The following is a 25,433-nucleotide window of genomic DNA, read 5'->3' as shown; positions in this document are numbered from 1 at the left end:
GCATCGGCGCGCTCAATATGCGGTTCGCTCGACACGGCCACCCCGGATCACTTCCACTTCGTTGCTACGCGGCGCACGCGCCACGCCCGCCGCACGCGGTTGCGTCACCGGTTCGCGGCCGGCGCGCGCGCCCGACAGCGCACCGAGCGATACCCCGGCGGCCGCGCGTGCGGCGCCATCCGCGTCGGCATGCAAGGCAGCGGCATGCAGGGGCAGCCACGACTGCGGCGGCGGCATTTCGGCGTCGTTGGTGTTGCGCAGCGCCAGCACGAGGCGGCCCGAGCTTTCGGCGAGCGTGAGCGCATCGACATCGGCGGTGCGCACGGCGAGCACGGCGGTCTGTGCGTTCAAATTGCGAGTCGCCTGGTTCGTGTCGCCCGCGGCCTTGCCATCGACACCTTCCACCGACGCGCCGCCCACGCTCAGCACGCGCACTTTCGACAATAGAAGGCGCGCCTGTGTCGCCTCTACTTCGGCGCCGCTGCTGCCGCCGCCTTCGCGCTTGAGCGTGAAAAACACATCGACGAAATTGCCTGGGCGCACGAGATTGCCGACCGCGTTGGTTTCGTCGACGCGCACCGCGACCGCGCGTTCGCCCGGCTCGACGACGTCGGCAAGTCCGCTCGACAGCGTCTCGACCGTGAGCGGCGTGCCTTGCGGCACCGCGACGCGCGTGGTGCGGCCGGTGAGCGCGGCGGTTTCGCTGAACACGCCGGACGCGGGTTCGGCCTGCATGCGCACCGTGAGCGACGCGGCATCGAGCGGCTTGCCGGGCTGCAGATCGCGTGCGGCGATCACCACCGGCGCGAGCTTGCGATCCACCGCGAGCGCGGGACCGGGCGCGCCGCCGTTGGCGCTTGCCGGCAGCGGCGCCGGGGCGCGCGCCAGCGTGAACGCGAAGATGCCCAGCGCGATGGCCAGCATGAAAAACAGGACCGCGAGCGTTCGTGTGACGTTGGCCATGTGAGATCAATCGTGAAAGTTCGGGCGGACGCTCATAACACGTTGTCCGGATTGAGCTGGACCATCGCGCGCGCCACCAGCGAATCGGGCAGCGCGAGGCCGATCAACGGCAGCGTCGGCACCAGCGGCTTTTGCGCATAGGCATAAGCGAGCGTCACCTGGATGCAGCGCAGGGTCCCGTCGTAGGTACACGGCGCGGGCGTGGCGGTGCATTGCGCGAGTCCCGCAAGCCAGTTCGACAAGCCTTGCGCGGTCTGGCAGGCGGCACTGCCACGGCGCGCAAGGGCGTCGTCGATGCTCGTCGCGTTGGCCTGATAGCGCAGCGCGGCGCGTGCGCCCTCTTCCGCTGCGAGCGTCAGCGACTGCTGCGCGACGAACACGAGGCTGTAGGTGACGATGGCGTAAAAGATAAGGAAGAACAGCGGAAACACGATGGCGAACTCGACCGCCACGTTGCCGCGCTGGTTTCGTCGTGGGCGTGGCCGTTGGATTGATGGCGCGGACTTCATGCTGGCCGCCCCGTTGCGTTCAGCAGATGCAGCGCCAGCTGACCGATCCCAGCCGCCGCGAGCAATGCGCCGTAGGGCGTGCTGTTGCGCCTGCGTTCGGCCACGCTCGCATGCGCGGCAAGACTGCGCAGCGACAGCACCACGCGGTCCTCACGGCGCGCGAGCAACACGAGCGCATGCACCGCGGCCGCAAGGCTCGCCGCGACCCAGACGCCGACGAGTTCGCGCGGGCCGCACCACGCGCCGAGCACGGCGAACGCCTTGACGTCGGCGGCGCCCATCATGCCGAGCAGGTAGAACGGCAAGAGCGCGGCGAAACCCGCCAACGCGCCGAGCAATGCGAAGCCGATCGCCGTCTGAAAAGGCGAAATGCCGAGCGCGGCGAACGCAAGCGCGAACACGCCTCCGGCCGCGACCAGCGAATTCGGAATGGACCTGCGCTGCCAGTCAAATAAGACGACCGCCAGCGCCCAGCCGATAAATATCGCGGATTCAAAATAAATCATGGCAGCGTAAATCGGCAGGCAATAAGACAGCGCCCTCCGTAGTAATACGGAGGTTTAATCGAAACTCGAAAGATGTATTCGGTCCGCGCGCCGGATTGCTCCGGCGCGCGAATCGGCATCTCGTCAGCGAATAAAGATGGGATTAGCTCGACGTTTTAGCGAGCTCCGCCTTTATCGCGTTGAAAGTGGACGTGAGCTGAGTGGAGACGCCGCCCACGGCCGTCATGATGCCGAGCGCAAGCACGCCGGCAATCAGCCCATATTCGATGGCGGTGATCCCACGCCTGTCGCGGATGAATTGAAGCAAGGTAGATGTCATTCTTGTTGCCCTCGGATGGTGTACTGCCTGGCCGCGGATTCGCCTCTTCGTGCGAGGCTCCAGGCGGCAGACCACCACGCGAACGCGATGTCGTGACCCCGGGCCCATGCATCGGAGCGGCGCTCCAACTCTCTCGATATTTTTGGTTTTTCTTGTTGATCGCTACCCTCCCACAACGTTTGCCGAAAGAAGAGGACTGCGTTGGCGAATTTATATCGCATGCACATCTCAAAATCAATTACGTCAGAACATTTTGTATCGTGCAGTGCATCAATATTTGCATCGGGTAAATAAACTCTGGCATATCAGTAAAATCAACTTGATGCGAATGCAGCGACTCGTATTGATTTCCTGCCCCGCTCTTTTTCATTGACTGGCTCTTTATGGCGGGCCCGCGTAACGCGTCGCGTCGTAACGCGGCTCGATGTTCGTTACGTTACGAACGTCCGAATTGCCGTTTGCCGATACGCGGTGAGAGGCGGCCGCAATCTCCCGCCGAACCCCGAATTCATTTGGAAATTCTCCTTTCGCGAGCGCTTCTCGCAGGGCGAGGAACGCCTGCGAGCCCCGTCGTCCGTACGTTGGCACACCTTTCGCAGTTACTGGCCCGCGGTTCAACCAAAACAAAGTAACGAGGGCCATCATGAATACGAGGAACGTCGGACAGGAATTCTTGCGCAAGTCTATCGTCGCGGCAGCGGTCGCGAGCGTACTCACGCTGGCGGCGTGTGGCGGCTCGGGCACGATGAGCAAGTCGGCAGGCGCGAGCGGTAGCGGCTCTGGAACGATCACGACCGGCGACAGCGGCACGGGCTCGGGCAGCAGCGGCGGTACCGGAACGGGTAGCGGCGGGGGTAGTGGTAGTGGCAGCGGTAGTGGCGGGGGGACCAGCGGGGGCTCCGGTGGCAGCACGGGCGGCACAAGCGGCGGCGGCACCGGAGGCGGTAGCACGGGTAGTGGCAGCACCGGGGGCGGCGGTACGGGCGGTGGCAGCACCGGAGGCGGTGGCAGCACCGGAGGCGGTAGCACGGGTGGTGGCAGCACGGCTGGTGGCAGCACCGGCGGTGGCAGCACGGGCGGCGGGGGCACTGGCGGTGGGGGAACCGGCGGTGGCACCACGGGCAGCACGACGCCTCAGCCTGTCGCGGCCGTCGTAGGCAAAACAGGCAACGTGGTGTCCGCGCTTGGCGCGACGGTATCGGGAATCGGGTCGGCAATCGGCGCGACGACCACGCCGCTCGTCAGCGCGGGCACCACGAAAGCCACGGGCGATGTCGTCACGAACGCAGGCGCGGCTGTCACGACGCTCGGCGATGGCGTGTCGGCCGGGCTCGGAACCATCGGCTCGAGCACGAATCCGGTCGGCACGACGGTGGCGAGTCTTGGCGGTGTCGTCGAAAAAACCGGCGATACGGTCAGCAGCGCCGGGACGCTCGTATCGAGCCTCGGCACCGGTACGCTTTCGCCGCTCGCACCTGTTACGACGCCGGTCGGGAGCATCGTCGGAATCGTGGGTAACGCGGTGACGCAGACGGGCGGCGTCCTCGATCAGACGCTGACCGGCGCACCGGTTCAGCAACTCACGCAGCAAGTCAGCCAGGCCATCACGCCGATCACGTCTGTCGTCAGTTCGACGACGCAGACCGTCGGCGCGGCAACGGGCCTCGGCACGCCGGTCAACAACCTCCTCACAACGCTCGGCGGCGCGCTCGGTCAGGCGGGTCAGGGCATCGCAGGCACGGGCGCCAATCCGGTCACGGCGGGCGTGGGCAATCTGGTGTCGACCACGGGAACGACGGTGGCATCCGCGGGCGGCCTCGTCAGCGGCACGCCGGCGTCCAATCCGCTCGCACCGATCACTGGCATTCTCGGCGGCGCTACCGGCGCAGGCTCGGGCGTACTTGCGCCGGTCACGGGTCTGGTCGGCGGCGTCACGGGCGCACTGACGGGCGCAACGGGCGGCACTGGAACGACGGCAGGCTTGCTTGCGCCGGTCACCGGTCTCGTCGGCGGCGTGACGAGCGCGCTTACGAGCGCGACGGGCGGCGGCACGGGCTCGACGGCGGGCTTGCTCGCACCGGTCACGGGGCTTGTCGGCGGCGTCACGGGTGCGTTGACGGGCGCGACCGGCAGCGGTACGAGCGTGCTCGCGCCGGTCACGAGCGTGGTCAGCGGCGTGACGGGTGCGTTGACAGGCGCGACGAGCGGTACAGGCGCCGGTGCCGGTGTGCTTGCTCCGGTCACGGGCGTGGTCGGCGGCGTAACCGGCGCGCTTACAGGCGCCACGGGATCGGCCGGTGGCGTGCTGGCTCCGGTGACAGGCATCGTTGGCGCGGTCACTGGTGCGCCGGGCGGCACGACCGGCTCGTCCGGTTCGGGCGGCGGCGTGCTCGGCACGGTGACCACGATCACGGGCGCGGTCGGCGTGACGGTTGCCACGACGCACGGCACGACCAGCGCAGGCGCGGGTACGGGCGTGGGTATCGCGACGACGACAGGCGGCACGGGTAGCACCGCCAGCACCGCAAACGGCTCTGGCACAGGCTTGCTCGGCGCGGTGGGTTCGATCGTCGGCGGCGTGCTCGGAGGACCGCGACGCTAACGCATGAAGCCAGGCGTCACCGTTTCCGGATCGCGGCGTATCGCGGTTCGGAAACGGCGTGACGCCAGGCGAATGTCGACGCGCATGCCAGCAACACAACACGCGTCCGATCGAAGCCACGAATCGCATCACCAAACGACAACACACGACGAAGAACGCGGCGCTGCCCGTGCAGGACGTTGGAAGAAGCACGCACCGTACGACGTTCTCGCGACAACCTTCGAGGATTCATCGTGGAGATCCGCGACTGGAAACGGGTGCTCTTGCTCGCCGCAATCGGCGCACCATTCACGGCGCAACTCGCGCTCGCTCAAACTGCTCCGGCGGCGCCGCGCGCGAGCATCGGCGGCAATCCGCTCGATGCCCTGCCGCAAGTGAACACGCCGCCCAAGCCGGCGGTATCGGTGAACGTGCAGCCTCCCGCTCCCGCGCTCGACGCGCTCCTCGCACAGCATCTCACGCCGCGCAAATTCGAAATCGAGGGCGTCAAGGCTCTGCCCTTCGACGATGTCGCGCAACGCTTCGCGCCGCTCGTCGGCACGGACGTGACCATCGGCAAGCTGATCGAAACCGCCAACGGCATCACCGCGCTTTACAAGGAGCGCGGCTATGCGCTTTCGTTCGCCTTCATTCCGGCGCAAACGTTTCGGGATGGCGTGGTGCGTATAACGGTGGTCGAAGGGTATATCGCGCAGGTCGTCGTGAAGGGCAACGCGGGCGCGGCCGAGAAGCGCATTCGCGCGGTGGCCGACCGCATGCGTCAGGACCGGCCGCTCACGCAAGCGAATTTCGAGCGTTATATCAACGTGCTCGGCATGATTCCGGGCGTGAAGACGCGTGCGACCGTCGCACCGCCGCAGAATACGGACGGCGCCGCCACGCTCGAACTCGATATCGAGCGCAAGCCTTTCAACGTGAGCACGGGCATCGACTTCAATCATCCGGGCGTGCAGGGCATTCTGAGCGCGACCGAGAACGGCATGCTCGGCTTCGGCGAATCGCTGTCGGCGTCCGCGCTGTTGCCCAAGGGACGCGACGATCAAACCTATTACGCGCTCAACGGCTCGTTGCCCATCGGCACGGATGGCTTCACCGCGAAAGTCGATGCATCGCATTATCACGGGCATCCGGTCGACAATCCGGGGCTGCCGTCTTATATCGAGCGCACCGTCGTGAACGACAAGCTCGCGTTTTCCGCCGTCTATCCGTTCCTGCTGAGTAACGCGCGTAGTCTCGTCGGCACGGGAAGCGTCTATGCATCGCACGATGAAGACCGGCTGAAGAACACCATCGTCGCGGGCAATCCGCAGTTGTCGCAGCGCTCGCAGATTCGCGTCGCGCAATTGCAGCTCGATTACACCGGCATTGCGACAGGCGTCGTGCGGCGCGCGAGCGTGAACGTGGCGAAGGCGTTCGACGTGCTCGGCGCCTCGAAGAGCGCGGACACCAACATTGCCGGCTACGCGCCCGTCAATCCCGTCTCGCTCACCTTCGTGCGGACCGGCGCGAGCTACACGCAGAGCAACGAATGGCCGATGAAAATCGGCACGGCGCTTTCGCTGACAGGGCAGTATTCGCCCGACTCCCTGCCGACATCCGAGCAGGTTTCGTTCGGCGCGCAGCGTTTCGCGCTGGGCTATCAGCCGGGCGAAGTGTCGGGCGATTCGGGCTTCGGCGCGTCATTCGAAATGAACCGGCCGCTCGATATCGGCATGACGTTTCTGAAGACCTTCACGCCTTACGTCATGGTCGATGCCGCGCGCGTTTTTCTCCACGGCGGCACGGCGAGTCCGCGGCGTTTGTCGTCGTTCGGGATGGGTTTTCGAGTGTCGGATTCGAAGCACTACAGCATCGATCTGTCCGTCGCCAAGGCAACGGGCGATGCACCCGTCGAGAGCGCATCGCGCAGTCCGCGTGTGAACGCTTCGTTGTCGTATCAGCTGGACTGAAGCTTCACGTGACTGAGCGTCCGGTTCACGGCGTCGAAGCGGGCGCCGGTTGTCCGGCCTTCTTTGCGTTGACCTTGGCCTGCGCATTCTGCAGATTCTGCGGATAGTCGTTCTGCTCGCCGCCGGGGTTATAGCCGTTCTTTTCGAGCTCGCCGAGTTCGGCGTTTTTCTTTGCGCGCGCTTCCTTGCGCTGCGCTTTCTTGACCTGCTTGGGCGTGGAAGCGCCGGCGTCTTGCGCGTGTGCGGGCGTCGCGGGCAGCGTGACGAGCGCCGCGACGGACAGCGCGATGACGGCGAGCGGTGCGGTGCGTAGGTTAAGCATAATTCTTCTCCCCAGGAAGTGAATAAAGCGCCTGTCGCGGCAGCAAGAACCGATCCAAACCTTATCTGTCGACGATCCGGCTGAGGTTCGCCCGCACCCGCTGCAGGAGCCCGATCAACTGCTCGCTTTCCTGGCGGCTCAGGCCCGCGAGCGCCTCGGAAGTGATTTCGTCGCCGACGCGCCGCGCCCGGTCGAGCGCCTTCTCGGCTTTCGCGGTCATGCTCACTTGCCGCTCGCGGCGGTCGTCGGGATTGAGCCGCCGTTCGATCCAGCCGCCCTCCTCCATGCGATCCAGCAGCCGCCCGGCGGAGATCGGCGCGACCTCGAGCAGCCCGGCGAGCCGCGCCTGATTCACCTCGCCGTAATGCGACAGATAGGCAAGCACGCGGCATTGCGCGCGGGTCAGATTCAGCGATGACTTGGCCAGCTCGTCGAAGCGGTTGCCGCACAGGCGGTCCACATCGGCGACCAGAAAGCCGAAGCGTTTGTCGAGTTGAGTTTCCATCGGGCGATTATAGGGAAGACGCCGCCCGGTGTTCCAGAGGCGACGGGCAGGCAAACCACGATGATCGTGATCTCAACGACTTCATGCTGATGTTCGTTGTCGGTGTGATGCGCGCAGCGATGAATTGAGTCGCTAATCATTCGATGCACGCCACGGCGAAAAGTCCATGCCTATTTTTGCCGAAGAGATGACTCGACTTCTTGAAGTTAATCGTTATGTTTCGGTATCCGAATATCTCTGAATTCTTTGCCGATGGCGCGGTCGATTCGAATCATGGATGTATCAGTTCGCATATTCGAATTTGGTCACGGGTCAACGTCTGCCACAACGGCTTATAATGGCTCGACCGTACTAAATTAATTAGTCTCTGCACACAGAATGACGCGCGCGTTAGTTGGCGTAGGATTTAGTTGCACAACGCCCGGTAAATATCGTTCCACTTGCTTTATGTTTTACCGATTTACAGCCGCATGCGTGTTAAGCTTCACAGCATGCCTCCTGAAGCAAGCCACGCGGCACGCACCATTCGCCGCTTGTGAGTTGCTCCCTCCTATCGATCGTGCCCGTATCGTCCAAGGGGCTTCAACAATCCATGCTCCCTTCAACGAGAAAGCGCCCTTTTCGCACGACTCGCTTTATTAGTAATTAGCGCATTATTGATCTGACGATCCTTTTCAATACTCGCTTCGTTAGTTCTAACTTCGTGTAAGTGCAGCGACGGGTTGCACGATCTCCTCGGTTGCAGGCGCGTTTGAACGCAAGCCTTGCCCGCTTCTAATCCGCCAAGAGTCGCCATTCTCTGCGACTAATGTCTTGCGTGCGTCACGATCGCATCGGCGATCGATTCGCGAAAAATAGTCTTTGCCACCTTGGCCGGCGCGTCCAGGCCACCGACCATCAGCGTGAAATATCCAGCCGGCTGTTTTCCGGCTCAACAAGACTAAATGCCTACTACGTATGTGTAAATAGCTGGTTCAGGCCGGTCTACGGAGCAAACGGTGTTTACTACCGAGTGGTACCTGCCCATGAAAGCCGATTCCCTCCCTCATCCACGAGAACAAATACCGGAGAACCCCGGCTTCACGCCTGTCGCGCTACTGCTCCGTGCTCTCTCGATGCTTCCATATCGATGGGTTGCCAGAATTGGCAGCATGCTTGGCGCGCTGCTGTACGAGATCCCGAGCCGTCGCAAGCACATCGTTCTCGTCAATCTGCGCCTTTGCTTTCCCGGCAATTCCGAAGCGCACTATCAAGAGCTTGCCAAAAAGCACTTTCGTCATGTAATCCGCAGCTATCTCGAGCGCGGTATTCAGTGGTACGGCAGCGCGAAGTCGATACGTTCGATAGTGCAGATAGACAGCGAAATCGATCTCGATGATAAAAACGCCCCGCCAACCATTTTCATGGGCTTTCACTTCGTTGCCATCGAGGTCGGCTGTCTGGTGCATTCGACGACTTCGCCGGTGGCCGCGCTCTACACCCGCATGTCTAACAAGCGCCTGTGCGCGCTAGCCAAACGGCAGCGCGGCAGGTTCGGCGCCGAGCTAATCGAGCGGTCGACGAGCGCCAGGAAGGTGGTTGCGCTGCTTCGCTCGGGCACGCCGGTGATGCTGGCGGCCGATATGGATCACGGCATCGACAATTCGGTTTTCGTGCCGTTTTTCGGCGTGCCGGCCTGCACGTTGACTGCCGTCTCTCGGCTTGCAAAGCTGGGACATGCGCGTGTGGTACCGTTCGTCACCGAGGTGTTGCCCGATTATCGAGGATACCGCCTTAAGGTCTTTAAACCCTTGATCGATTTTCCGTCCGCCAGCGACACGGTCGATGCGAGCCGCATGAATGCATTTCTGGAAGAACAGATTCGCCTGATGCCCGAGCAGTACTATTGGGTGCACAGGCGCTTCAAGCATCGGCCGGACGGCTTGCCATCGGTCTATTGAGGTTGAAATGGACGTTGTGTGCCCGAAAGGCAGGAAATCCGGCGTTTCGCGAACCGGAGTTTGACGCAGAAGTAATTTTGCGCACAACACCAGTTGCCTTTCAGACGTAGGCAGTTCACTATAGGCGCCTTAGCGCAATCGCGATAGGAAACCGCCGCTACGCGGCAAAATTCAGGAAGAAGATATGGCAACCGGTACGGTCAAGTGGTTCAACGATGCAAAGGGTTTTGGTTTCATCACGCCTGATGGCGGTGGCGAGGACCTGTTTGCACATTTCTCGGAAATCCGCGCTGACGGCTTCAAGAGCCTGGCGGAAGGCCAGAAAGTGAGCTACGAAGAAAAGATGGGCCCGAAGGGCAAGCAAGCTTCGAACATCAAGCCTGTGTAAGGCGAACGCGCCGCAGCAGCTTTCGGGTTTGCTGCGGCGCGTCATATTTGACCTTCTGTTTAGGCACGGCGACGCGCATTGGTTTTGCGCTGCTCGGCTGCTGCTATCTAATACCGCTTAGTCTACCTGGGGCGTGATGCGCTCGTGCTTCGGCGCGGCATGTTAAAGCCGAAGATCGCGTGGGCACGATGGGTTGTGCCAGTGCTTTCGTACGCATGGGTCGTCTAGGCGCGTGCATCAAGACTTCATCTTGTCAACATTGTCCTTCGGGTCTTTCCCTATCTCAAGCGTCCGCTCGACCTGATGGTCTTCCTTGGCGCCAACAAAAAACCAACCTTCCGCAAGGCGCGTCTGTCTAAGATGCAAGGTTTTCGGCTTTCGACTTTCGCCGTCCAGGTGACTTCTGTCTTGTTCACCGGTCGAGGTACCGCTGCGCAACATGACAGAGGTACTACGAGCCACTTTCCCCGAACGCACTTCGCATGCAACCGCCACGACTGAAGCGTGGTGGGAAGCAGTTCCACTTGGGCAAGCTGCCTAGCGTCAAGCACTCATCTGTGCTGCTTGCGAACTGATAACGTCGGCTAGTGTTCGCGCCGCTTTCCGGGTGCCTCACCAATCCGGCGGAGACGGAAATCCAAGAGCACATTTTGGTTCTGCATCGCCGGATCAAACCCTTCTTACATCGAAATACTAAAACAGGCGCAAGGAAGCATACGACGCCCGAGGCGCAGCAAATTAGCCGGCTCACCCACTGCCCTAAAGCAATTTCCTTCACACTTACATTGGCACTTCTCAATCAAAGATTCGATTTCCTAAACATAAGCAACAATGCCAATGAAAATATAAGACCAATCTCGTTGAAGCTTAGATAAGGATACCGGATCATTCAAACACGCTTTGTAGAGAGCGACTCGGATGACTTTAGTCGCACTGACTCTGTCGTCTGATGAAGCTGACTGTCTGGACTGACGCGCACCTTTTCGGCGCCAATCCAGGCTCGACGCTTCACATACTTAGCGGCGATTCAACTTAAAACACATTCGCAAATCTAACTGTCTGGAATCTCGTATGAAGACTTTTGCTATCTCGGCCCTCGTTGCTGGCTTGCTTGGCTTGACTGCCGCCAGCGCATTCGCCTCGGACGGAACCATCACGTTCAACGGCGCATTGACTGCCTCTACTTGTACCATCAACGGCAACGACACGTCGTCTAAAGACTTCACCGTCAACTTGCCTAACGTTATGACCAGCCAACTCACGGCTTCAGGCCAGACAGCCGGCACGACGTCCTACCACATAGCACTGACGGCCTGCTCGCCGGTTACCGCCAGCAGCAAGGCGGCGGTGTTCTATGAAGCGGGCTCAACCGTCGACCCGAGCGATGGTCGTCTGATGGTCGCAAGCGGCGGCGCCGGAAACGTCAAGCTGCAACTGTTGAACTCTGACTCCTCGCCTATCAAGGCAGGTTTTTCGCGCGATTTGCAGAACTCCATCGCGGCCAACATCTCTTCAGGCTCGGCTCTGCTGAACTATCAAGTTCAGTACTACGCAACCGGTGTAACGTCCGCTGGCGCGGCGAACTCGTCAGTCGTTTATAGCATCGACTATCAATAAGCCGCGCTTTTAGCGGCGGTTGAGTTCGCACAAGTAAGAGGTCATGCAAGGGTGGGCGCGAGCCCACCCTCGCGTTGGGTCAAAGCATTTGGTTGAGATTTTAGTTCCCATGAGACTGGCAAGCAGGCTACTCACAATTACAGCGCTGTGCATTGGGCATCTCACGGCGGCGCCACAAGCGTACGCCTCCGTGGTGATTGCCGGCACGCGCGTCGTCTACAACCAGAGCGATTCCGAAGTCACCGTGAAGCTCACGAACAATGGAAAGCTCCCGGGGCTGACCAAGGTGTGGCTCGATAAGGGCGACCCGGACGCCAAGCCGGACAGCATCGACGTCCCGTTCACGATCACACCTCCCATCATGCGCATCGATCCGGGCAAGTCTCAGACGTTGCGCATCATGTCGACCGGCGAGGCGCTGCCTGCCGACAAGGAATCAATTCTCTACCTGAACGTGCTGGAAGTCCCGCCAAAGCCATCCGGCGATGACGCTTCCGCCAACCAGCTGCAATTGGCGTTCCGTACACGCATCAAGTTCTTCTTCCGGCCGACTGGACTGAAAGGACAAGCATCGGACGCGCCCGGCGCTGTCGTGTGGCACATCAAGCGTGATGGCTCGACGAATGCGATCGAAGCGTCCAATAGCTCTCAGTATCACGTTTCTTTCGACCGCATCGAACTTACGGGGGACGGGCATACCGCGGCATTCGATCAAGGTGGAATGGTCGGGCCGGGAGAATCAAAATCGTTTCCGCTCAAGGGTGAAGTGCCTTCATCGGGCGGAAAGGTCAAATACACGGCCATTAACGACTACGGCGGCCCCCAGTCTGGCGAAGCGAGTCTGGCTCCCTGACTAAGAGACAACCCCGGTTCGACCGCGTGGCCAACTAACCACGAGTTTGCAAACGCGCCGGATTTCCTCCAAAAGACGCGCAGGCTGGCATGCACGCCTTTAATGGCTGCATGGCTATGCACGCCCGTAATTTTCGTATGCGTCAGGGAACATGAAATACCGCAGCATTAAGTTGGCAGGCACGCACCTGAAACCGGTAAGTATTCTGGTCATTCAAGCTATCGCGGCAGTGGGTACCAGTTGCCGTGCCTGGGCGGATGCACCGCAACACTATGCCGCCGTCGAGTTTAACGAGCAATTCCTCGATTCCAGCGATTCCGAGAAGTTAGATGTATCTCGATTCAATAAGGGCCAAGAAGTGCTTCCGGGCACGTATCGGTCCGACATATATGTCAACGACGCCTGGAAAGGAAAGCTGAATATCGAGGTTCGAGAGCTGGGAGGGGACTCTCACGAGGTGGTCCCTTGCATGAATGCCGATCTGCTCGAACGGCTTGGCGTCGATCCTTGGGGCCACGCAGTGGTGTCGGGCATACAGCCGTATTCGAATAACGACGTTGAGATCGATCCCAAGGGCTTGCCTTTGAATATCGAGCTGAAATCAACCGTTCAGCGAACAGCGCCGACGGCAGGCGCAGTCGTGAAGCTCAAGTTCGAAACCGAGGACAAGGGCAAGTCCGCAGTAATGCGTGTCTTGCAGGCCAACGGCAAGCCGCTTCCGTTTGGCGCCACAGTTTCGGACGACGCACAGAACACCGTCGGTACCGTTGCTCAGGGCAGCCGCATTATCGCGGTGGGACTGAAGCTCGATAGCGGCAAATTGAATGTCAAGTGGGGCGACGCATCTGATCAAACCTGCTCCGTGCCTTATCAGTTGCCAGAAAAGACAAACTCGGTGACGCCGATCTTGCTAAAGATCGCGGACGGCGTATGCCAGTAATGCAAGGCACGAGCTAACCATTTTGGAGTTATACATGAATCACGTTAAGAGGATAGTGCTGACATTCGCGCGGCTCGCGGTGTGCTCGGTGTTAGCTGTCACTATGCTCCCTAACAATGCTAAAGCCGATGTCTCATGCCGCTCGAACTATACGAGTTTTACTATCACGATGCCGGGCACGGTTGCGGTTCCTCGCGACCTGGCCAATGGTTCCATGCTGACATCCTGGTCAATGATGCCGAACACGACCAACATGTACACATGTACATCGACTAACCTTACTTATTCAGGAATAGACTTCGAACTCGCAGGCATGAGCTCGACCATGACGAGCTATACGGCCTCGTATAACGGCACCGCTTTCCCTGTCTATCAGACGACCCTTCCTGGCGTGGGAATCGCGATGGGAGGCAATCTGAATGCTCACGGACGCACGGCCGGTCCTGTCGGCTTTAACGGCATGGGCTTTCACTGGAACAGTAACGGCACTAATGACAATGGGGGTCAACTGATCGTTGCCTTGGTGAAGATCGGTGATATTACTCCGGGCACGCTTTCAGGTTTGATTGCGCAAGGCTTTTCATGGGAAGGCGCTGTTAGCCCACCCGCCGGAGATAATCCTGCGTCAGGAGTTATAAGCTTCAACATTTCGCCTGTCGTCGTGACCGTGTTGACTTGTCAGACACCAGACAAGACGATCCCCATGGGCATACACGGCCCAAGTGACTTACCTACTGTTGGGTCGACGTCGAGCAATCCGGCATCGTTTACGCTCGACTTGAATAACTGCCCCGGTGGTGCGCCCGTAGCAGGCCTTTCGGTTGGGCAAATTAACAGCATTCAATACCGAATCGATCCGTCGAATGGTGCAGTGGCCGGCTTTGCCAACGTCGCAGCGTTGAGCGGAAGCCCATCCGCCGGTGGCGTCGGAATTCAGCTCTATGACAGCACCGGTGCAGTCTTTCCGCTTAGCGTGTACAAAGCTTTAAGCAACTTCAATAGCGCCACAGGCGGTAGCTACAACATTCCGCTCACGGCACGCTACTACAGAACAGGAACCCTCACTCCGGGACCGGCGAACTCGACCATGACAATGACTGTGCTGTACCAATAGAAGCGTAAAAAACGTGTTTGCACCATTCAAGTTTATAAACATTTCCGGGAAGCAAGATGAACAAACTTAAGCTCATTCTAGTAGTCTCAGCATTGGCCGCCGCGAAGTCGGTGTTTGCAGTAGACGCGACGCTCAACTTCACAGGCACAATCATTCTGCCAACCTGCACGGTCGATTCGAGTAGTGCGAACCAGACGATCTCGCTCGACACGGCGAAGACGACCGATTTCGCGGCTGTGGGGTCCACTCAAAATCCTCGACCGTTCAACGTAAAGTTGGCCGCTTGTGCTACGAATACCAACGTGACAATGACCGTGAATGGTACGAATGACACGTTGACCAGCGTGTTGAAAAACACCGGTTCGGCGGCGCAGGTGGGTGTGCAGTTGCTGAAGGCAACGAACGTTGGCGACACGACTGGATCGCCTATTACGCTTGGAAGCGCTGAATCGCTCGGTGCTGTCGATCAGACGAATGAGATGACCATCCCGATGGTTGCGCAATTCTACCGACTTGGAGCAATGACGGGTGGTACGGTGACGGCAGTAGCTACAGTCAACTTCGCTTATAATTAACTGGTCTAAGGTTCGTTTTCCGAACTAACAATATGTGAACCAATCTTAAGGATTTAACGCGCTCTAAACGCTCCCAGATTGACTGGTCGAATAGTCACCGCGCTATCCGTCAAACATCCGCGTGTCGTTGCATCGATACCCATACATGACGACCTCGGAAAACCCATTCTCGTCAACAGGTTCGAGAATTTTTATCAACGCTTTTACTTTAAATAGGTTCAAAAATGAGTATGCAGAAAATCACGCGAAGCGCACTCGCACAAGTCGATATCGCGGGCGCCGGTTCGACGTCATCTTCCTCATATACGAGCGTTACAATCAACATCAACCGAGCCGATACAACTGGTGGCCTAAAGTCCGGAATCGCGATATCTGTTCAGTAAGATAATTAGCTAGCGACTATGATTCGCGGAGCCATCACCGATGGCTCCGCGTTTTCTTAAAGCAGGGCTGCGACCTCTACGCCATGTCTGTCGCATCGGCGAACTTGCGCAGGAATGTACCCAAAGAATATGCCATTCGACATGAACATTATTCGTTGATTGCCACCGCTGCCCTAATTGTGCGAGCGATAGGCGGGCCGCTACAAATGGCCCCTCATCGTTCTGAAGGACGACCGCTTTCTATTTTCCCAGAACCCACGCGTTGGCGTCAGACGTCCATACCATCTGACGATCCGCCAATGTCCCGCAGCTCGCGCCCAATAAACGCCGCACCTCGATTCCTCCTGACCTCCAGCGCATCGGCGATAAACTCTGCCAGCCTTCCGACATCTTTCCATCTCGAAGCCCTTCGCGCCGCATCCATATCTTCGCGCCGAATGATCGCCCTAAGCGTATCCACCGCGAGTGAACGCAGCCATATGCGCAAGCCTTCATCGCCGAGCTTGGCAAACTCCTTATGCACATCGGGCAAGGCGATTTTCGGCGAGCGCGCACGCAAAGTCGGAACCGCATCCGCATCCGCATCCGCATCCGCATCCGCATCCGCATCCGCAGCCGCAGCCGCAGCATAGGCAGGAACCGCAGACGCAACCTCGGCTGCAACCTGACCGGACTTGGAACCGCCGCAGGAACCTGCACTGCAGTCGGAGCCGCAGCCGCCTCCACCTCCTGCCCTACCGAAACCAACACCGCCCCTAGTCTCACCGCAAACCCAGGATAAACCGCCTCCTCCTCCACCACCACCCGGGCAAGCCGCATCAACAACTTCCTCAATGGCATCGTGCTTCGCATAGCGCCCATATCTCCAAGGTAAGCTCGTGCAAAGCCTCATAGGCTTCGATGCCATACTTGCTTTTCAGCGTGCGCAGCCCCGCGTCCGCATCACCGCCTCGCGCGACGTCTACCGCCAGCGGAATTCTGCTCTTGAAAAAGCGCGGCTGCGGCACGCCCTCTTCCGAGAACTTGCCCAGTCGTCCATGGAACAAGTCCTCATCACGCGCGCGTGCAGGTTGTTCCTCTGCACCTTGGTCGCGACGATCCCAAGCGGCTCGAGCACGCGCCCAAAGCGCGCACCAAAGCTCCGTACGTTTTGCACGATCTGGTAAATGCCCCAAGTCGAAACGATGTCCGGTATCGTCGGAATCAAATAGCCCGTGGAAATGCGCAAGCCGTTCTTCGTGACGGAACCAAGACTCGGCGGACAATCGATAATCACATACTCGTAACGCTCAAGCACCGGCTCCAGCGCCTGACGCAAGACATCGAGCGGACTAATCAGAAAACCGGGGTTGTGCGAGATCATCGCAATGCGCTCTTCGAAGTCGATCAACCGGATGCTCGAAGGCAAGAGATCGAGCCGCGCAATGCCGCCATCGACCGTGGAAACGCCGCGCACGATCGCCTTCTCTATATCGAACTTCGGCTTGCGATGCAGGTTGATCTTGTCCTCGAACAACTGCGCGATGGTTTGCCCTTCGCGATCGAGTTCGTCCCAGCGCCTTTCGGAGATGAGATTGATGGTTGCGTTCGTCTGCGGATCGAGGTCGATCAGCAACACGCGCTTGCGCAACTCGTGCGCAAGCATTTCGGCGACGGCCACCGCCGTCGTGGTCTTTCCCACGCCGCCCTTGAGATTGATAAAGCTCAATACATGCGGCAAGTTACTTCTGTACATCGACATCTCGCTCCAGCACTAGCTTCGTTCGGGAGGGAGATTGTATGGATCGCTATGAAACCCCCGGCGCGCTTATCCCGTAATTAAGCCAGACGCCGATGCGCCATTTACCGCATCATCGGTCCTCGCGTTCGAGGGAACCAGCAACTCGCCAAACGCATCCGCCGAAAGCGGTCGCGCCAGCAAGAAGCCTTGCATTTCATCGCACATCAAGTCTTGCAGGCGATTCAATTGCGATCCCGTCTCGACGCCTTCCGCGACCACATCCATGTCCAGCGAATGCGCGAGCGCAATGATCGCCGACACGATCGCGCGCCCTTCGTGGCCGTTCTCGTCCAGCCCGTTGGTAAAGAACCGGTCGATCTTCAATTGCTTCGCGCGAAACCGCTGCAGATACGCGAGACTCGAATAACCCGTGCCGAAATCGTCGATGGCGATTTCGAAGCCATTGTCCTGAAACGCGCGAATCATCTCGATGGTGCGCGGCGCGTCCTGCATGGCGACGGTCTCGGTGATCTCGAACATGATCTGGTCGCTCGGCACGCTCTCTTCACGCACGATTCGCATCACGTTCGCCACGAGGTCCACTTCGTTCATCTGACGCGGCGACAAGTTGATGGCCACCTTCACCGCCGGCCGCCCCTCGGCACGCCAGCGCGCGATATGTCGGCAAGTCTCGCGCACGACCCAGTAGCCGATCTGCACGATCTGCCCCGAGCGCTCCGCAATCGGAATGAATTCGAGCGGCGTCAGTACGCCGATCACGGGATGATCCAGCCGGATGAGCGCTTCCGCGCCCGCCAGCGTACCGTTGGCGCCGCGAAACTTCGGCTGGAATAGCAAATAGAAGTGTCCCGCGTTCAATGCCTCGTGCAACGCCTGCTGAATCTGCAAGGTCCGCACGGCGGCTTCGTTCATGCTCGCCTCGAAGAAGCGATAGGTGCTGCGCCCGCCGCGCTTCGCTTCATACATGGCGATATCCGCGTGCTTGAGCAAGGCATCGACCGTGTCGCCGTCCTGCGGATAAAGCGCAATGCCGATGCTCGGCATTACCTGCAAGGTATGTTTCGCGACCATCAGCCCCTGACGCATGGATTCGAGCACGCGCTCGGCCATCTTTTCGGCATCGGCGGGCTCGGGAAGATTTTCCAGCATCACGACGAATTCGTCGCCGCCGATGCGCGCCACCGTATCGCCACCACGCACGCATTGTTGCAGACGCCGGCCGAAAGCCCTCAGCACTTCATCGCCGATGGAGTGGCCGAGCGAATCGTTGATCGTCTTGAAGCCGTCGAGGTCCATGAAGAGAATGGCGAAGCCGTTGCCGCCCGACTGCACGCTCTTGATCGCGCGCTCGATGCGCTCGGTGATCGTGCTGCGATTCGGCAAATCGGTCAGCGTGTCGAAGGTCGCCATGCGCACGATCTGTCCGTTCAGCCGCGAGACGGAGCCGGCGAGGAACGCGGTGCGCGCATCGAGGCGCGACAGCACCAGCGTGATGATCAGAATGGTGAGCGTAAAGAGCACGACGGTAGTCGCGAGCCAGTGTGTATCGACATCGTTGGCCGCGCCGCAGATCGAACCCGGCGCGAATTCGGCCGCCGCGTTGCCGGTGTAGTGCATGCCTGTGATGGCGATTCCCATCACCAGCGCCGCCGCCGCGCGCTTGGGCAGCACGTGCGACTTGTTCGCGTCAGACAAGGTTCGCGCAATCCACAACGCCGCGCCCGAAGCCACGATGGCGATCACGATCGACGCCGCGAACAGCGTCGGGTCGTAGACGATCGCGGGCAGCATGCGCATGGCGGCATCGCCCGTATAGTGCATGGCCGCGATGCCCGCGCCCATCATCACGCTGCTGACCACGAGCCGTCGCGCCGTGAGCTTTGCGCCGGTGATCACGTAGAGCGCGAAGAAAGATGTCAGGACGGCGATGACCAGCGATCCCGTGGTGATCCAGAAGTCGTAGCCGAGCGGAATCGGCAACTGGAACGCCAGCACGCCGATGAAATGCATCGACCAGATGCCGAGGCCCATGGACGCCGCGCCGCCTGCGAGCCAGACGTGGCGCAGGCGCGACTGCCCAAGCATGGCGAGGCGGCCCGAAATGTCGAGCGCGGTGAAGGAGGCAAGCGTCGCGACGATCAAGGATGCCGCGACCAGCCATAAGTTATAGGTGCCGTGCATGTCCGGGCCGATGTCGAAGACTCAATAGTGTGAGCGTCTTATCGGCGCGGTATCGCGCTTCTTTAGTGTGCGGCTGCAATTAGTTCCGCACGCAACTTTTGTCCAGGTAAGAAGCGCTTCAAAGTTGCGAATCGAGAAGCGCGGCCACGCGTTCGAGCACGCGTTCACGCAAGGACCGATGTTGCCAGTCTTCCAGCGTGATGCGTTTGGCTCGGGTCACGTCGTCGTCGAAGATAGCGGTCTGCTGGGCCGCGAAGTCGCGGTCGTAGATGTTGAGATTGGCTTCGTCGTTGAGCTTGAAAGACCGGCTGTCGAAGTTGGTCGACCCGACCGACACGAGATATTCGTCGACCACGATCAGCTTGCAGTGGAACATGGTCGGCTGATATTCGTACATCTCCACGCCCGCCGCGAGCAGGTCGCCCCAGCAGGCGCGCGAGGCTTCGCGCACCGTGTGTGTATCGATCCGCTTGCCCGGCGTGATGATACGCACGCGCACGCCGCGCTTCGCCGCTTCCACGATGGCGTTGATCGTCAGCTTGTCCGGCACGAAATACGCACTCGACAGATGGATCGACGTCGTGGCGGCGGTGATCGCCATGAGATACATGAGTTGCATGTCGTCGCTACCGCCCGAGGGCGATGAGCTGAACATGTGCGCGAGGCCGTCGCCCGCGGGCGCGATCTCGGGAAAGTAGTCGCCGCCGTGCAGCACGTTGCCCGTGGCCTTGACCCAATTGTCCATGAAGACCGCCTGCATCTGTCCCACCGCCGGGCCGGTTATCCTGAAGTGCGTGTCGCGCCAATGCTTCTCGTCCTGAGCGTGTCCGGTCCATTCCTCGGCAATGCCGACGCCGCCCGTGTAGCCCGTATGACCGTCGATCACGAGCAACTTGCGGTGCGTACGGTCGTTCATGCGGCCAAGACCGGTCCAGTGCGGCTTGTGATACTGAATGACCTCCGCGCCCGCGTCCTTGAGCATCTGCAAGTAGCGCTTGTCCATCTTCGAGGAGCCGACCCAGTCGAGCAGCACGTGTACCGCGACGCCGGAGCGTGCTTTCTCGGCGAGCGCGGCGGCCACCTCTTCGCCTATCTTGCCCGACCAGTAGATGAACGTTTCGAAGGTAATGGTTTTCTTCGCCCCGCGAATGCCCGCGAGCATAGACGGGAAAATCTGGTCGCCGTTGACGAGCATCTCGAAGCAGTTGCCATCCACGACGGGCGGGCCGAGCAACAGTCCCATCGAGCGGAGGAATTGCGGGTCGTCGCTCGCGTAGAGCCGTTCGATCTTGTGTTCGATCTTCTTTTCGCCGCTCGTCAGATTCGCGATCAGCAGCACGATGACCACGGTCACGACGACGGTCAGGACAATCACAGCAATCAGGGCAAGCGCCGGCATGCGGGGGTCTCGGTGAAGGAACTGGCGTCCGGGACCCACAGTGTATTGGGTTTTTGTTCAACCGCTAAATGCCGTCCAGCCTGCTTCCCGGCTCACCTTGGCGATTTCCTTGGCGATGGCGTCGCCCAGGCGCTTTTCATCGGACGATACATCCGCGTGCTTCGTCTCCGATACCGCGTGCATGCCGCCCGATACCGCGAGCGAACTCGCCACATGGCCCGCCGCCGCGCCGACGCCCGCCATTTCCGCGACGCCCGGTGCGTGGCCGCTGTCGCCCTTGGCATCGAACTGTTCGATGACTTGCGGCGCGCCGTGCGCCGGCTTGAAGACGAGTTGCACGTTCGCGCCCACCTTGCTTTCGCCCGCGCCGAGTCCGATCAGGACGCGCCGGCGGCGATTGCCCGCATCGATCGTGCTGAAGTCGCCGACCACGGCGAGCACGTTTTGATCGTCCGGCGGCGCGACGTCGGCGCGAATGGCGCGCAGACCCTGCGCTTGCAGCTTCGCGACGATTTCGTTGGCCACTTCCTCACGCGCGGCCGTGGCGTCCTGCGCTTGCTGTGCGGCGGAAGTATCGCCCGAGAACGCGCGGGAAAGCTTCGACACGAGACCATGTTGATCGAGCTTGACTTGGGACGCGTCGCTATCGAAAGCGTAGACGTAGATCACGTCGGGGCCTGCGACGGTCTGCGCGTTTGCGTTCGCACAACCGGCCATGAGCGCCGCTCCGGCAAACAGGCTTGCCACCGTCGCGCGGCGAGCCAGCTTCAGCAGCGAGTGGAGCGAAGGGGTCTTGATCGAGTCGAACATGATGTGCACCTTGTATGCCGGCCGCGCCGGAAAGCAAAAATTCGGGGATATCGGACCGTATAACCGCGATCCTGGCTGTGCGTGATACGGCGCTTCGGTTCACTCGTTACCGCGATGTCTGCGTCACGCTGGTCGCCACTATGGACGATGCCCGCCGCGTGCGCCATCGAGCATTTATGTCGCGAGGTTTCACGTCTTTCGCGGCCTTCGCGGCCCGCGCCGGCGCACCGCTTGTGCAGAGGTGCACCACTTCTGGTTACCATGACCGCCAGGCGTCGCGCGAGGTGGCGCGCCGCATCCACGAATCGTTTTCAAGGAGCGCATATGGACCTCAAGATCGCCGGCAAGCTGGCATTCGTATCCGGATCGACCAAGGGCATCGGGCACGCCATCGCGGTGGGACTCGCGCGCGAAGGCGTGCGGGTGATCCTCAACGGCCGCTCGCAGGCTTCCGTCGATGCCGCCCTTGCCAAGCTCAAGGAGCAGGCGCCGGGCGCACAGGCCGAGGGTTTTGCGGGCGACGTATCGGATGCCGTTCAGGTCGCGGAACTCGTGAAGCGTTTCCCGAGTGTCGATATTCTCGTGAACAACATGGGCATCTTCGATCCCAAACCCTTCGAAGAAATTTCCGATGAAGAATGGCTGCGCTTCTTCAACGCCAACGTGATGTCGGGCGTGCGGCTTTCGCGCGCCTATCTGCCGAAGATGAAGGAGAAAAACTGGGGCCGCGTGGTGTTCATCAGCAGCGAGAGCGGTATTCAGATTCCCGTCGAGATGATTCACTACGGGTTGACCAAGACCGCGCAGTTGGCGCTGTCACGCGGTCTCGCCGAGACGTGTTCGGGCACGAACGTGACGGTCAATTCGGTCTTGCCCGGTCCGACGAGTTCGGAAGGCGTCACGGAATTCGCGGAGAAGCTCTCGGGCGGAAAGAGCCTGAAGGACTTCGAAAAGCAGTTCTTCGAGGAAGCCCGGCCGACCTCGATTCTCAAGCGCTTCATCACGCCCGAGGAGATTGCGAACACGGTCGTGTATGTGTGCTCGGAACTGTCTTCGGCGACCAACGGAGCGGCGGTTCGCGCGGATGGCGGCGTCGTGAAGTCGGCGTTTTAGCGCGACGCGTTCACTTCGGCGGCCTTTTCGAGCGCACTGACGATAGCCGCGACGGTTTTCTCGCGCGCGGCTTCGTCGTTCTGCCGCAGCGCATACGAAGGGTGATATGTAGCGACGATGAACTTGTCGCCATACGGCACCACGCGGCCGATATGCGCCTGCAAGGTCGCCCGCTTGCCGAGCAAGGCAGTCAGCGCCGTGGCCCCGAGCGTGACGATCACGCGCGCGCCGGTCTCCTGAAGCTCCTTGTCGAGCCAGTACGAACACGCTTCGATTTCCTGCTGCCCGGGCGTCTTGTGCAAGCGCCGCTTGCCGCGCGGCTCCCATTTGAAATGCTTGACCGCATTCGTGAGATAGACCTGCTCGCGCGGAAGCTGCGCGCGGCGCATGGCGTCGTCGAGTAACTGCCCTGCCGGGCCGACGAACGGTTCGCCCTTCAAATCTTCCTGATCGCCCGGTTGCTCGCCGAGCAGCATGATGCGCGCGTCGGCCGGGCCGCTGCCGGGCACGGCTTGCGTCGCGTGCTTCCACAGCGAACAGCGGCGGCATTCATCGAGCGATGTAGGCGCGTCGCGTTCGGGTTGCGCGGCGTCGGCTTCGACCTGCACCGCCTTGCCGCCGAGTGCGCCGACGCTGCGCGCCTGGCCGACCCGCCGCGCGCCGCCGCGCGCATCGCTCACGAGCTTGGGAATGAGCGCGCCTTCGGGCAAACCTTTCCAGAACCGCACCGGCATATGCTGTTCGAGCGCGTTCTCGTTCAGCCGCGCCGGGTTGAAGATGCTGCGGTAGTAGGTCATCCAGAGCGCCTCGGCGGCGTCGGCTGTGTCGTTCGCGTGATCGGCGGCGAGCGCGCGGCGGCGCTCGAGTTGCAGGCGCTCGCCGTTGAAGAGCGCGGCGCCGTCGGGCGTGGTGATGAGCCATGACGAGCGTCCCATGCGCGCCGCGAAGTGTTCGGCGGCCCAAGCGAGCACGTCGTGATCCGGCTCGTACCATGCGACGTACTCGGGCGCGCCGAGCGCCTCGTCGCGCTGCCGGAAACGCACGTAGGCGATCATGTCGTGCTGCGCGCGCCGCACGGCCTTGGCCATCTTGTAAAGCCGCGCGCCGTCTTCATCCGCGGGCGATGCCACCGAACGGTCGCCATGCGTCCAGCGCCATAGCACGAGATAGAGGAAGCTCCAGCGGCGTTCGTCGCGAAAGCAGGCTGCGTCTTTCAGCAACGCCGCCAGCTCCTTCGAAACGCGGATCTGTGCGGGCTTCACCTCGGAAGCGGCGGCGTCTTCAACGACGTCGCCGAACAGCGCAGGCGCTTGCGCCGCGCCTTCGGCCGTGCGCCATTCGATCGATTCGGGCGCGCGCTCTTTTGCCAGCGCGATGAGCGCCGCGCCCCGCCAGGAGTCGAAGTCGTCCTTTATCTCGATGACGTGCATGATTCGCTCAGATGAGCGACAACTGCACGGGCTCGGTCGCGAGCGAACGCCGCAACTGCTCCGTCGACGCTTCGCGCAGCGGCGGCCGATAATCGTCCGTCACGATGAACGGTTTCACCTTGTCCATTGCGCAACGCAGCCGCGCGACATCGTGATACCGCACGCGCCGCGAACGGCGCAACTCGACGATACGCTTGGCATTACGCATGCCGATGCCCGGCACTCGCGAGATCATGCGCACGGGCGCGGCGTTCAGATCCACCGGAAAGCGTTCGCGATGCGACAGCGCCCAGGCGAGCTTAGGATCGATATCGAGCGAGAGGTTACCGGCCGTTCCGAGCAACTCCTGCGCTTCGAAGCCATAGCCGCGCATCAGAAAATCCGCCTGATACAGCCGATGCTCGCGCAACAATGGCGGCGCCTGCGACGGCACACCCGACGGGCTGTCGGGGATAGGGCTAAAGGCCGAGTAATAGACGCGCTTGAGTTGATAAGAACCGTACAGCGTTTCCGCCGTGCCGAGGATGGTGCGGTCATCGGTCTCGTCCGCGCCAACGATCATCTGCGTGCTCTGCCCGGCGGGCGCGAAACGCGGCGCGCGCGGCTCCGCTTCCGACTCTTCGCGCGCCACGCGAATGTTGCCCATCGCGAGTTTGATGGTGCGGCCGCTCTTCTCCGGCGCAAGACGTTCGAGGCTGATTTCGGTCGGCAGCTCGATGTTGACGCTCAAGCGGTCCGCATAACGCCCCGCCAGTTCGATGAGTTCCGGGTCGGCATCCGGTATGGTCTTTAGATGGATATAACCGCGAAAGCGATGCTTTTCACGCAGCAATCGTGCTACTTGCACGAGCTGATCCATCGTGTAGTTCGACGAACGGATCACGCCTGAACTGAGAAACAAGCCGTCGATGTAATTGCGGCGATAGAAGTCCAGCGTGAGCTTGACGACTTCGTCCGGCGTGAAGCGGGCGCGCGGCACGTTACTCGACCGGCGGTTGATGCAGTAGCGGCAATCGTAGAGACAAAAGTTGGTCAGCAAAATCTTGAGCAGCGACACGCAGCGGCCGTCCGGCGTGAAGCTATGGCAAATGCCCGAGCCCGTGCTTGCGCCGAGCCCGTCGATGCCGCGCGATTCCCGTTTCGGCGCGCCGCCGCTGGCGCACGACGCGTCGTACTTGGCGGCGTCAGCAAGAATTTCGAGCTTTTCGGACAGTTCCATCTTGGCTTTTATACTGTATATACGTACAGTATTCTATGGGTGTGAGTAGCGGAAA

23 protein-coding genes are annotated in these 25,433 nt (G+C 60.9%); 10 read left to right on the top strand and 13 right to left on the bottom strand.

Going from position 1 to position 25,433, the window contains the following annotated elements; translation table 11 throughout:
* Positions 1–12 precede the first annotated feature (12 nt).
* The 4 genes from cpaB to NCR40_RS25375 form a co-directional block, all read right to left on the bottom strand.
* Positions 13–963 (bottom strand): Flp pilus assembly protein CpaB, encoded by a 951-nt coding sequence (gene cpaB / locus NCR40_RS25390; RefSeq protein ID WP_250511029.1) that lies wholly within the window; start codon positions 961–963, stop codon positions 13–15.
* A 32-nt stretch (positions 964–995) separates the two neighbouring features.
* Positions 996–1,472: a TadE/TadG family type IV pilus assembly protein gene (locus NCR40_RS25385; RefSeq protein ID WP_244830829.1), complete on the bottom strand. Its 477-nt coding sequence runs from the start codon at positions 1,470–1,472 to the stop codon at positions 996–998.
* Positions 1,469–1,978 (bottom strand): A24 family peptidase, encoded by a 510-nt coding sequence (locus tag NCR40_RS25380; RefSeq protein ID WP_244830830.1) that lies wholly within the window; start codon positions 1,976–1,978, stop codon positions 1,469–1,471. The genes NCR40_RS25385 and NCR40_RS25380 overlap by 4 nt, the downstream gene beginning before the upstream one ends.
* 142 nt (positions 1,979–2,120) lie before the next feature.
* Positions 2,121–2,297, bottom strand: a complete 177-nt coding sequence (locus NCR40_RS25375) for a Flp family type IVb pilin (RefSeq protein WP_244830831.1) — start codon at positions 2,295–2,297, stop codon at positions 2,121–2,123.
* Positions 2,298–2,940: 643 nt separating this feature from the next.
* On the opposite strand from NCR40_RS25375, the gene NCR40_RS25370 reads away from it, so the two are divergent.
* A complete protein-coding gene (locus NCR40_RS25370; protein WP_250511028.1) occupies positions 2,941–4,899 on the top strand; it encodes a collagen-like triple helix repeat-containing protein in 1,959 nt (652 codons plus the stop codon).
* Positions 4,900–5,132: 233 nt separating this feature from the next.
* Complete coding sequence (locus NCR40_RS25365; RefSeq protein ID WP_250511027.1) at positions 5,133–6,848, top strand: ShlB/FhaC/HecB family hemolysin secretion/activation protein; 1,716 nt, start codon at positions 5,133–5,135, stop codon at positions 6,846–6,848.
* Between the two features lie 25 nt (positions 6,849–6,873).
* On the opposite strand, the gene NCR40_RS25360 is transcribed toward NCR40_RS25365, so the two are convergent.
* Both NCR40_RS25360 and NCR40_RS25355 read right to left on the bottom strand, forming a co-directional pair.
* On the bottom strand, positions 6,874–7,170 hold the full coding sequence (locus NCR40_RS25360) for a DUF4148 domain-containing protein (protein ID WP_244830834.1): 297 nt from the start codon (positions 7,168–7,170) through the stop codon (positions 6,874–6,876).
* Positions 7,171–7,231: 61 nt separating this feature from the next.
* Positions 7,232–7,675: a MarR family winged helix-turn-helix transcriptional regulator gene (locus NCR40_RS25355; protein WP_244830835.1), complete on the bottom strand. Its 444-nt coding sequence runs from the start codon at positions 7,673–7,675 to the stop codon at positions 7,232–7,234.
* Between the two features lie 1,025 nt (positions 7,676–8,700).
* Between NCR40_RS25355 and NCR40_RS25350 the strand changes: the two genes are divergently transcribed.
* The 7 genes from NCR40_RS25350 (at position 8,701) to NCR40_RS25320 (ending at position 15,102) form a co-directional block, all read left to right on the top strand.
* The gene (locus tag NCR40_RS25350; RefSeq protein WP_284507857.1) at positions 8,701–9,615 is read left to right on the top strand and encodes a lipid A biosynthesis lauroyl acyltransferase; all 915 of its coding nucleotides are present in this window, start codon (positions 8,701–8,703) and stop codon (positions 9,613–9,615) included.
* A gap of 184 nt (positions 9,616–9,799) precedes the next feature.
* Positions 9,800–10,003: a cold-shock protein gene (locus NCR40_RS25345; protein WP_244830836.1), complete on the top strand. Its 204-nt coding sequence runs from the start codon at positions 9,800–9,802 to the stop codon at positions 10,001–10,003.
* Between the two features lie 1,071 nt (positions 10,004–11,074).
* Positions 11,075–11,620 (top strand): fimbrial protein, encoded by a 546-nt coding sequence (locus tag NCR40_RS25340; RefSeq protein WP_250511026.1) that lies wholly within the window; start codon positions 11,075–11,077, stop codon positions 11,618–11,620.
* A 109-nt stretch (positions 11,621–11,729) separates the two neighbouring features.
* Entirely contained in the window at positions 11,730–12,473 is a 744-nt protein-coding gene (locus NCR40_RS25335; RefSeq protein WP_250469318.1) for a fimbria/pilus periplasmic chaperone, read from the top strand.
* A gap of 151 nt (positions 12,474–12,624) precedes the next feature.
* Positions 12,625–13,413, top strand: coding sequence for a FimD/PapC N-terminal domain-containing protein (locus NCR40_RS25330; protein WP_250511025.1), 789 nt, complete (start codon positions 12,625–12,627; stop codon positions 13,411–13,413).
* Between the two features lie 34 nt (positions 13,414–13,447).
* Positions 13,448–14,527 carry a fimbrial protein gene (locus NCR40_RS25325; protein WP_250511024.1) on the top strand — a complete coding sequence of 360 codons (1,080 nt, stop codon included), beginning with the start codon at positions 13,448–13,450 and terminating at the stop codon, positions 14,525–14,527.
* Positions 14,528–14,583: 56 nt separating this feature from the next.
* Positions 14,584–15,102 carry a fimbrial protein gene (locus tag NCR40_RS25320; RefSeq protein WP_250469313.1) on the top strand — a complete coding sequence of 173 codons (519 nt, stop codon included), beginning with the start codon at positions 14,584–14,586 and terminating at the stop codon, positions 15,100–15,102.
* A gap of 651 nt (positions 15,103–15,753) precedes the next feature.
* Here NCR40_RS25320 and NCR40_RS25315 read toward each other — a convergent pair.
* The 5 genes from NCR40_RS25315 to NCR40_RS25295 all read right to left on the bottom strand — a co-directional run bounded on the left by NCR40_RS25315 (position 15,754) and on the right by NCR40_RS25295 (position 21,616).
* Positions 15,754–16,017, bottom strand: a complete 264-nt coding sequence (locus tag NCR40_RS25315; protein ID WP_250511113.1) for a hypothetical protein — start codon at positions 16,015–16,017, stop codon at positions 15,754–15,756.
* A gap of 429 nt (positions 16,018–16,446) precedes the next feature.
* On the bottom strand, positions 16,447–17,220 hold the full coding sequence (locus NCR40_RS25310; RefSeq protein WP_250511023.1) for a ParA family protein: 774 nt from the start codon (positions 17,218–17,220) through the stop codon (positions 16,447–16,449).
* Positions 17,221–17,292: 72 nt separating this feature from the next.
* The gene (locus NCR40_RS25305; protein WP_250511022.1) at positions 17,293–19,407 is read right to left on the bottom strand and encodes a putative bifunctional diguanylate cyclase/phosphodiesterase; all 2,115 of its coding nucleotides are present in this window, start codon (positions 19,405–19,407) and stop codon (positions 17,293–17,295) included.
* Positions 19,408–19,525: 118 nt separating this feature from the next.
* On the bottom strand, positions 19,526–20,806 hold the full coding sequence (gene cls, locus NCR40_RS25300) for a cardiolipin synthase (RefSeq protein WP_244830842.1): 1,281 nt from the start codon (positions 20,804–20,806) through the stop codon (positions 19,526–19,528).
* A gap of 57 nt (positions 20,807–20,863) precedes the next feature.
* Positions 20,864–21,616 (bottom strand): DUF4410 domain-containing protein, encoded by a 753-nt coding sequence (locus NCR40_RS25295; RefSeq protein ID WP_250511021.1) that lies wholly within the window; start codon positions 21,614–21,616, stop codon positions 20,864–20,866.
* Positions 21,617–21,940: 324 nt separating this feature from the next.
* Between NCR40_RS25295 and NCR40_RS25290 the strand changes: the two genes are divergently transcribed.
* Entirely contained in the window at positions 21,941–22,729 is a 789-nt protein-coding gene (locus tag NCR40_RS25290) for an SDR family NAD(P)-dependent oxidoreductase (protein WP_250511020.1), read from the top strand.
* Here the strand turns inward: NCR40_RS25290 and NCR40_RS25285 are convergent.
* Together NCR40_RS25285 and NCR40_RS25280 are read right to left on the bottom strand one after the other, a co-directional pair.
* Complete coding sequence (locus NCR40_RS25285) at positions 22,726–24,159, bottom strand: UdgX family uracil-DNA binding protein (protein WP_250511019.1); 1,434 nt, start codon at positions 24,157–24,159, stop codon at positions 22,726–22,728. The two genes, NCR40_RS25290 and NCR40_RS25285, sit on opposite strands and share 4 nt — an antisense overlap.
* Before the next feature lie 7 nt (positions 24,160–24,166).
* A complete protein-coding gene (locus tag NCR40_RS25280) occupies positions 24,167–25,378 on the bottom strand; it encodes a putative DNA modification/repair radical SAM protein (RefSeq protein ID WP_250511018.1) in 1,212 nt (403 codons plus the stop codon).
* Positions 25,379–25,433 lie beyond the last annotated feature (55 nt).

Source organism: Caballeronia sp. GACF4, from assembly GCF_023631025.1.
Taxonomy (GTDB): domain Bacteria; phylum Pseudomonadota; class Gammaproteobacteria; order Burkholderiales; family Burkholderiaceae; genus Caballeronia.
This window is presented reverse-complemented; position numbering and strand designations above follow the sequence as displayed.

Coding starts and splice junctions, on each gene's coding strand:
- NCR40_RS25350 (WP_284507857.1), top strand. CDS start 8,701: ATGAAAGCCGATTCCCTCCCTCATCCACGAGAACAAATACCGGAGAAC.
- NCR40_RS25370 (WP_250511028.1), top strand. CDS start 2,941: ATGAATACGAGGAACGTCGGACAGGAATTCTTGCGCAAGTCTATCGTC.
- NCR40_RS25310 (WP_250511023.1), bottom strand. CDS start 17,220: ATGTACAGAAGTAACTTGCCGCATGTATTGAGCTTTATCAATCTCAAG.
- NCR40_RS25335 (WP_250469318.1), top strand. CDS start 11,730: ATGAGACTGGCAAGCAGGCTACTCACAATTACAGCGCTGTGCATTGGG.
- NCR40_RS25280 (WP_250511018.1), bottom strand. CDS start 25,378: ATGGAACTGTCCGAAAAGCTCGAAATTCTTGCTGACGCCGCCAAGTAC.
- NCR40_RS25360 (WP_244830834.1), bottom strand. CDS start 7,170: ATGCTTAACCTACGCACCGCACCGCTCGCCGTCATCGCGCTGTCCGTC.
- NCR40_RS25305 (WP_250511022.1), bottom strand. CDS start 19,407: ATGCACGGCACCTATAACTTATGGCTGGTCGCGGCATCCTTGATCGTC.
- NCR40_RS25295 (WP_250511021.1), bottom strand. CDS start 21,616: ATGTTCGACTCGATCAAGACCCCTTCGCTCCACTCGCTGCTGAAGCTG.
- cls (WP_244830842.1), bottom strand. CDS start 20,806: ATGCCGGCGCTTGCCCTGATTGCTGTGATTGTCCTGACCGTCGTCGTG.
- NCR40_RS25380 (WP_244830830.1), bottom strand. CDS start 1,978: ATGATTTATTTTGAATCCGCGATATTTATCGGCTGGGCGCTGGCGGTC.
- NCR40_RS25385 (WP_244830829.1), bottom strand. CDS start 1,472: ATGAAGTCCGCGCCATCAATCCAACGGCCACGCCCACGACGAAACCAG.
- cpaB (WP_250511029.1), bottom strand. CDS start 963: ATGGCCAACGTCACACGAACGCTCGCGGTCCTGTTTTTCATGCTGGCC.
- NCR40_RS25340 (WP_250511026.1), top strand. CDS start 11,075: ATGAAGACTTTTGCTATCTCGGCCCTCGTTGCTGGCTTGCTTGGCTTG.
- NCR40_RS25345 (WP_244830836.1), top strand. CDS start 9,800: ATGGCAACCGGTACGGTCAAGTGGTTCAACGATGCAAAGGGTTTTGGT.
- NCR40_RS25290 (WP_250511020.1), top strand. CDS start 21,941: ATGGACCTCAAGATCGCCGGCAAGCTGGCATTCGTATCCGGATCGACC.
- NCR40_RS25285 (WP_250511019.1), bottom strand. CDS start 24,159: ATGCACGTCATCGAGATAAAGGACGACTTCGACTCCTGGCGGGGCGCG.
- NCR40_RS25375 (WP_244830831.1), bottom strand. CDS start 2,297: ATGACATCTACCTTGCTTCAATTCATCCGCGACAGGCGTGGGATCACC.
- NCR40_RS25325 (WP_250511024.1), top strand. CDS start 13,448: ATGAATCACGTTAAGAGGATAGTGCTGACATTCGCGCGGCTCGCGGTG.
- NCR40_RS25320 (WP_250469313.1), top strand. CDS start 14,584: ATGAACAAACTTAAGCTCATTCTAGTAGTCTCAGCATTGGCCGCCGCG.
- NCR40_RS25330 (WP_250511025.1), top strand. CDS start 12,625: ATGAAATACCGCAGCATTAAGTTGGCAGGCACGCACCTGAAACCGGTA.
- NCR40_RS25355 (WP_244830835.1), bottom strand. CDS start 7,675: ATGGAAACTCAACTCGACAAACGCTTCGGCTTTCTGGTCGCCGATGTG.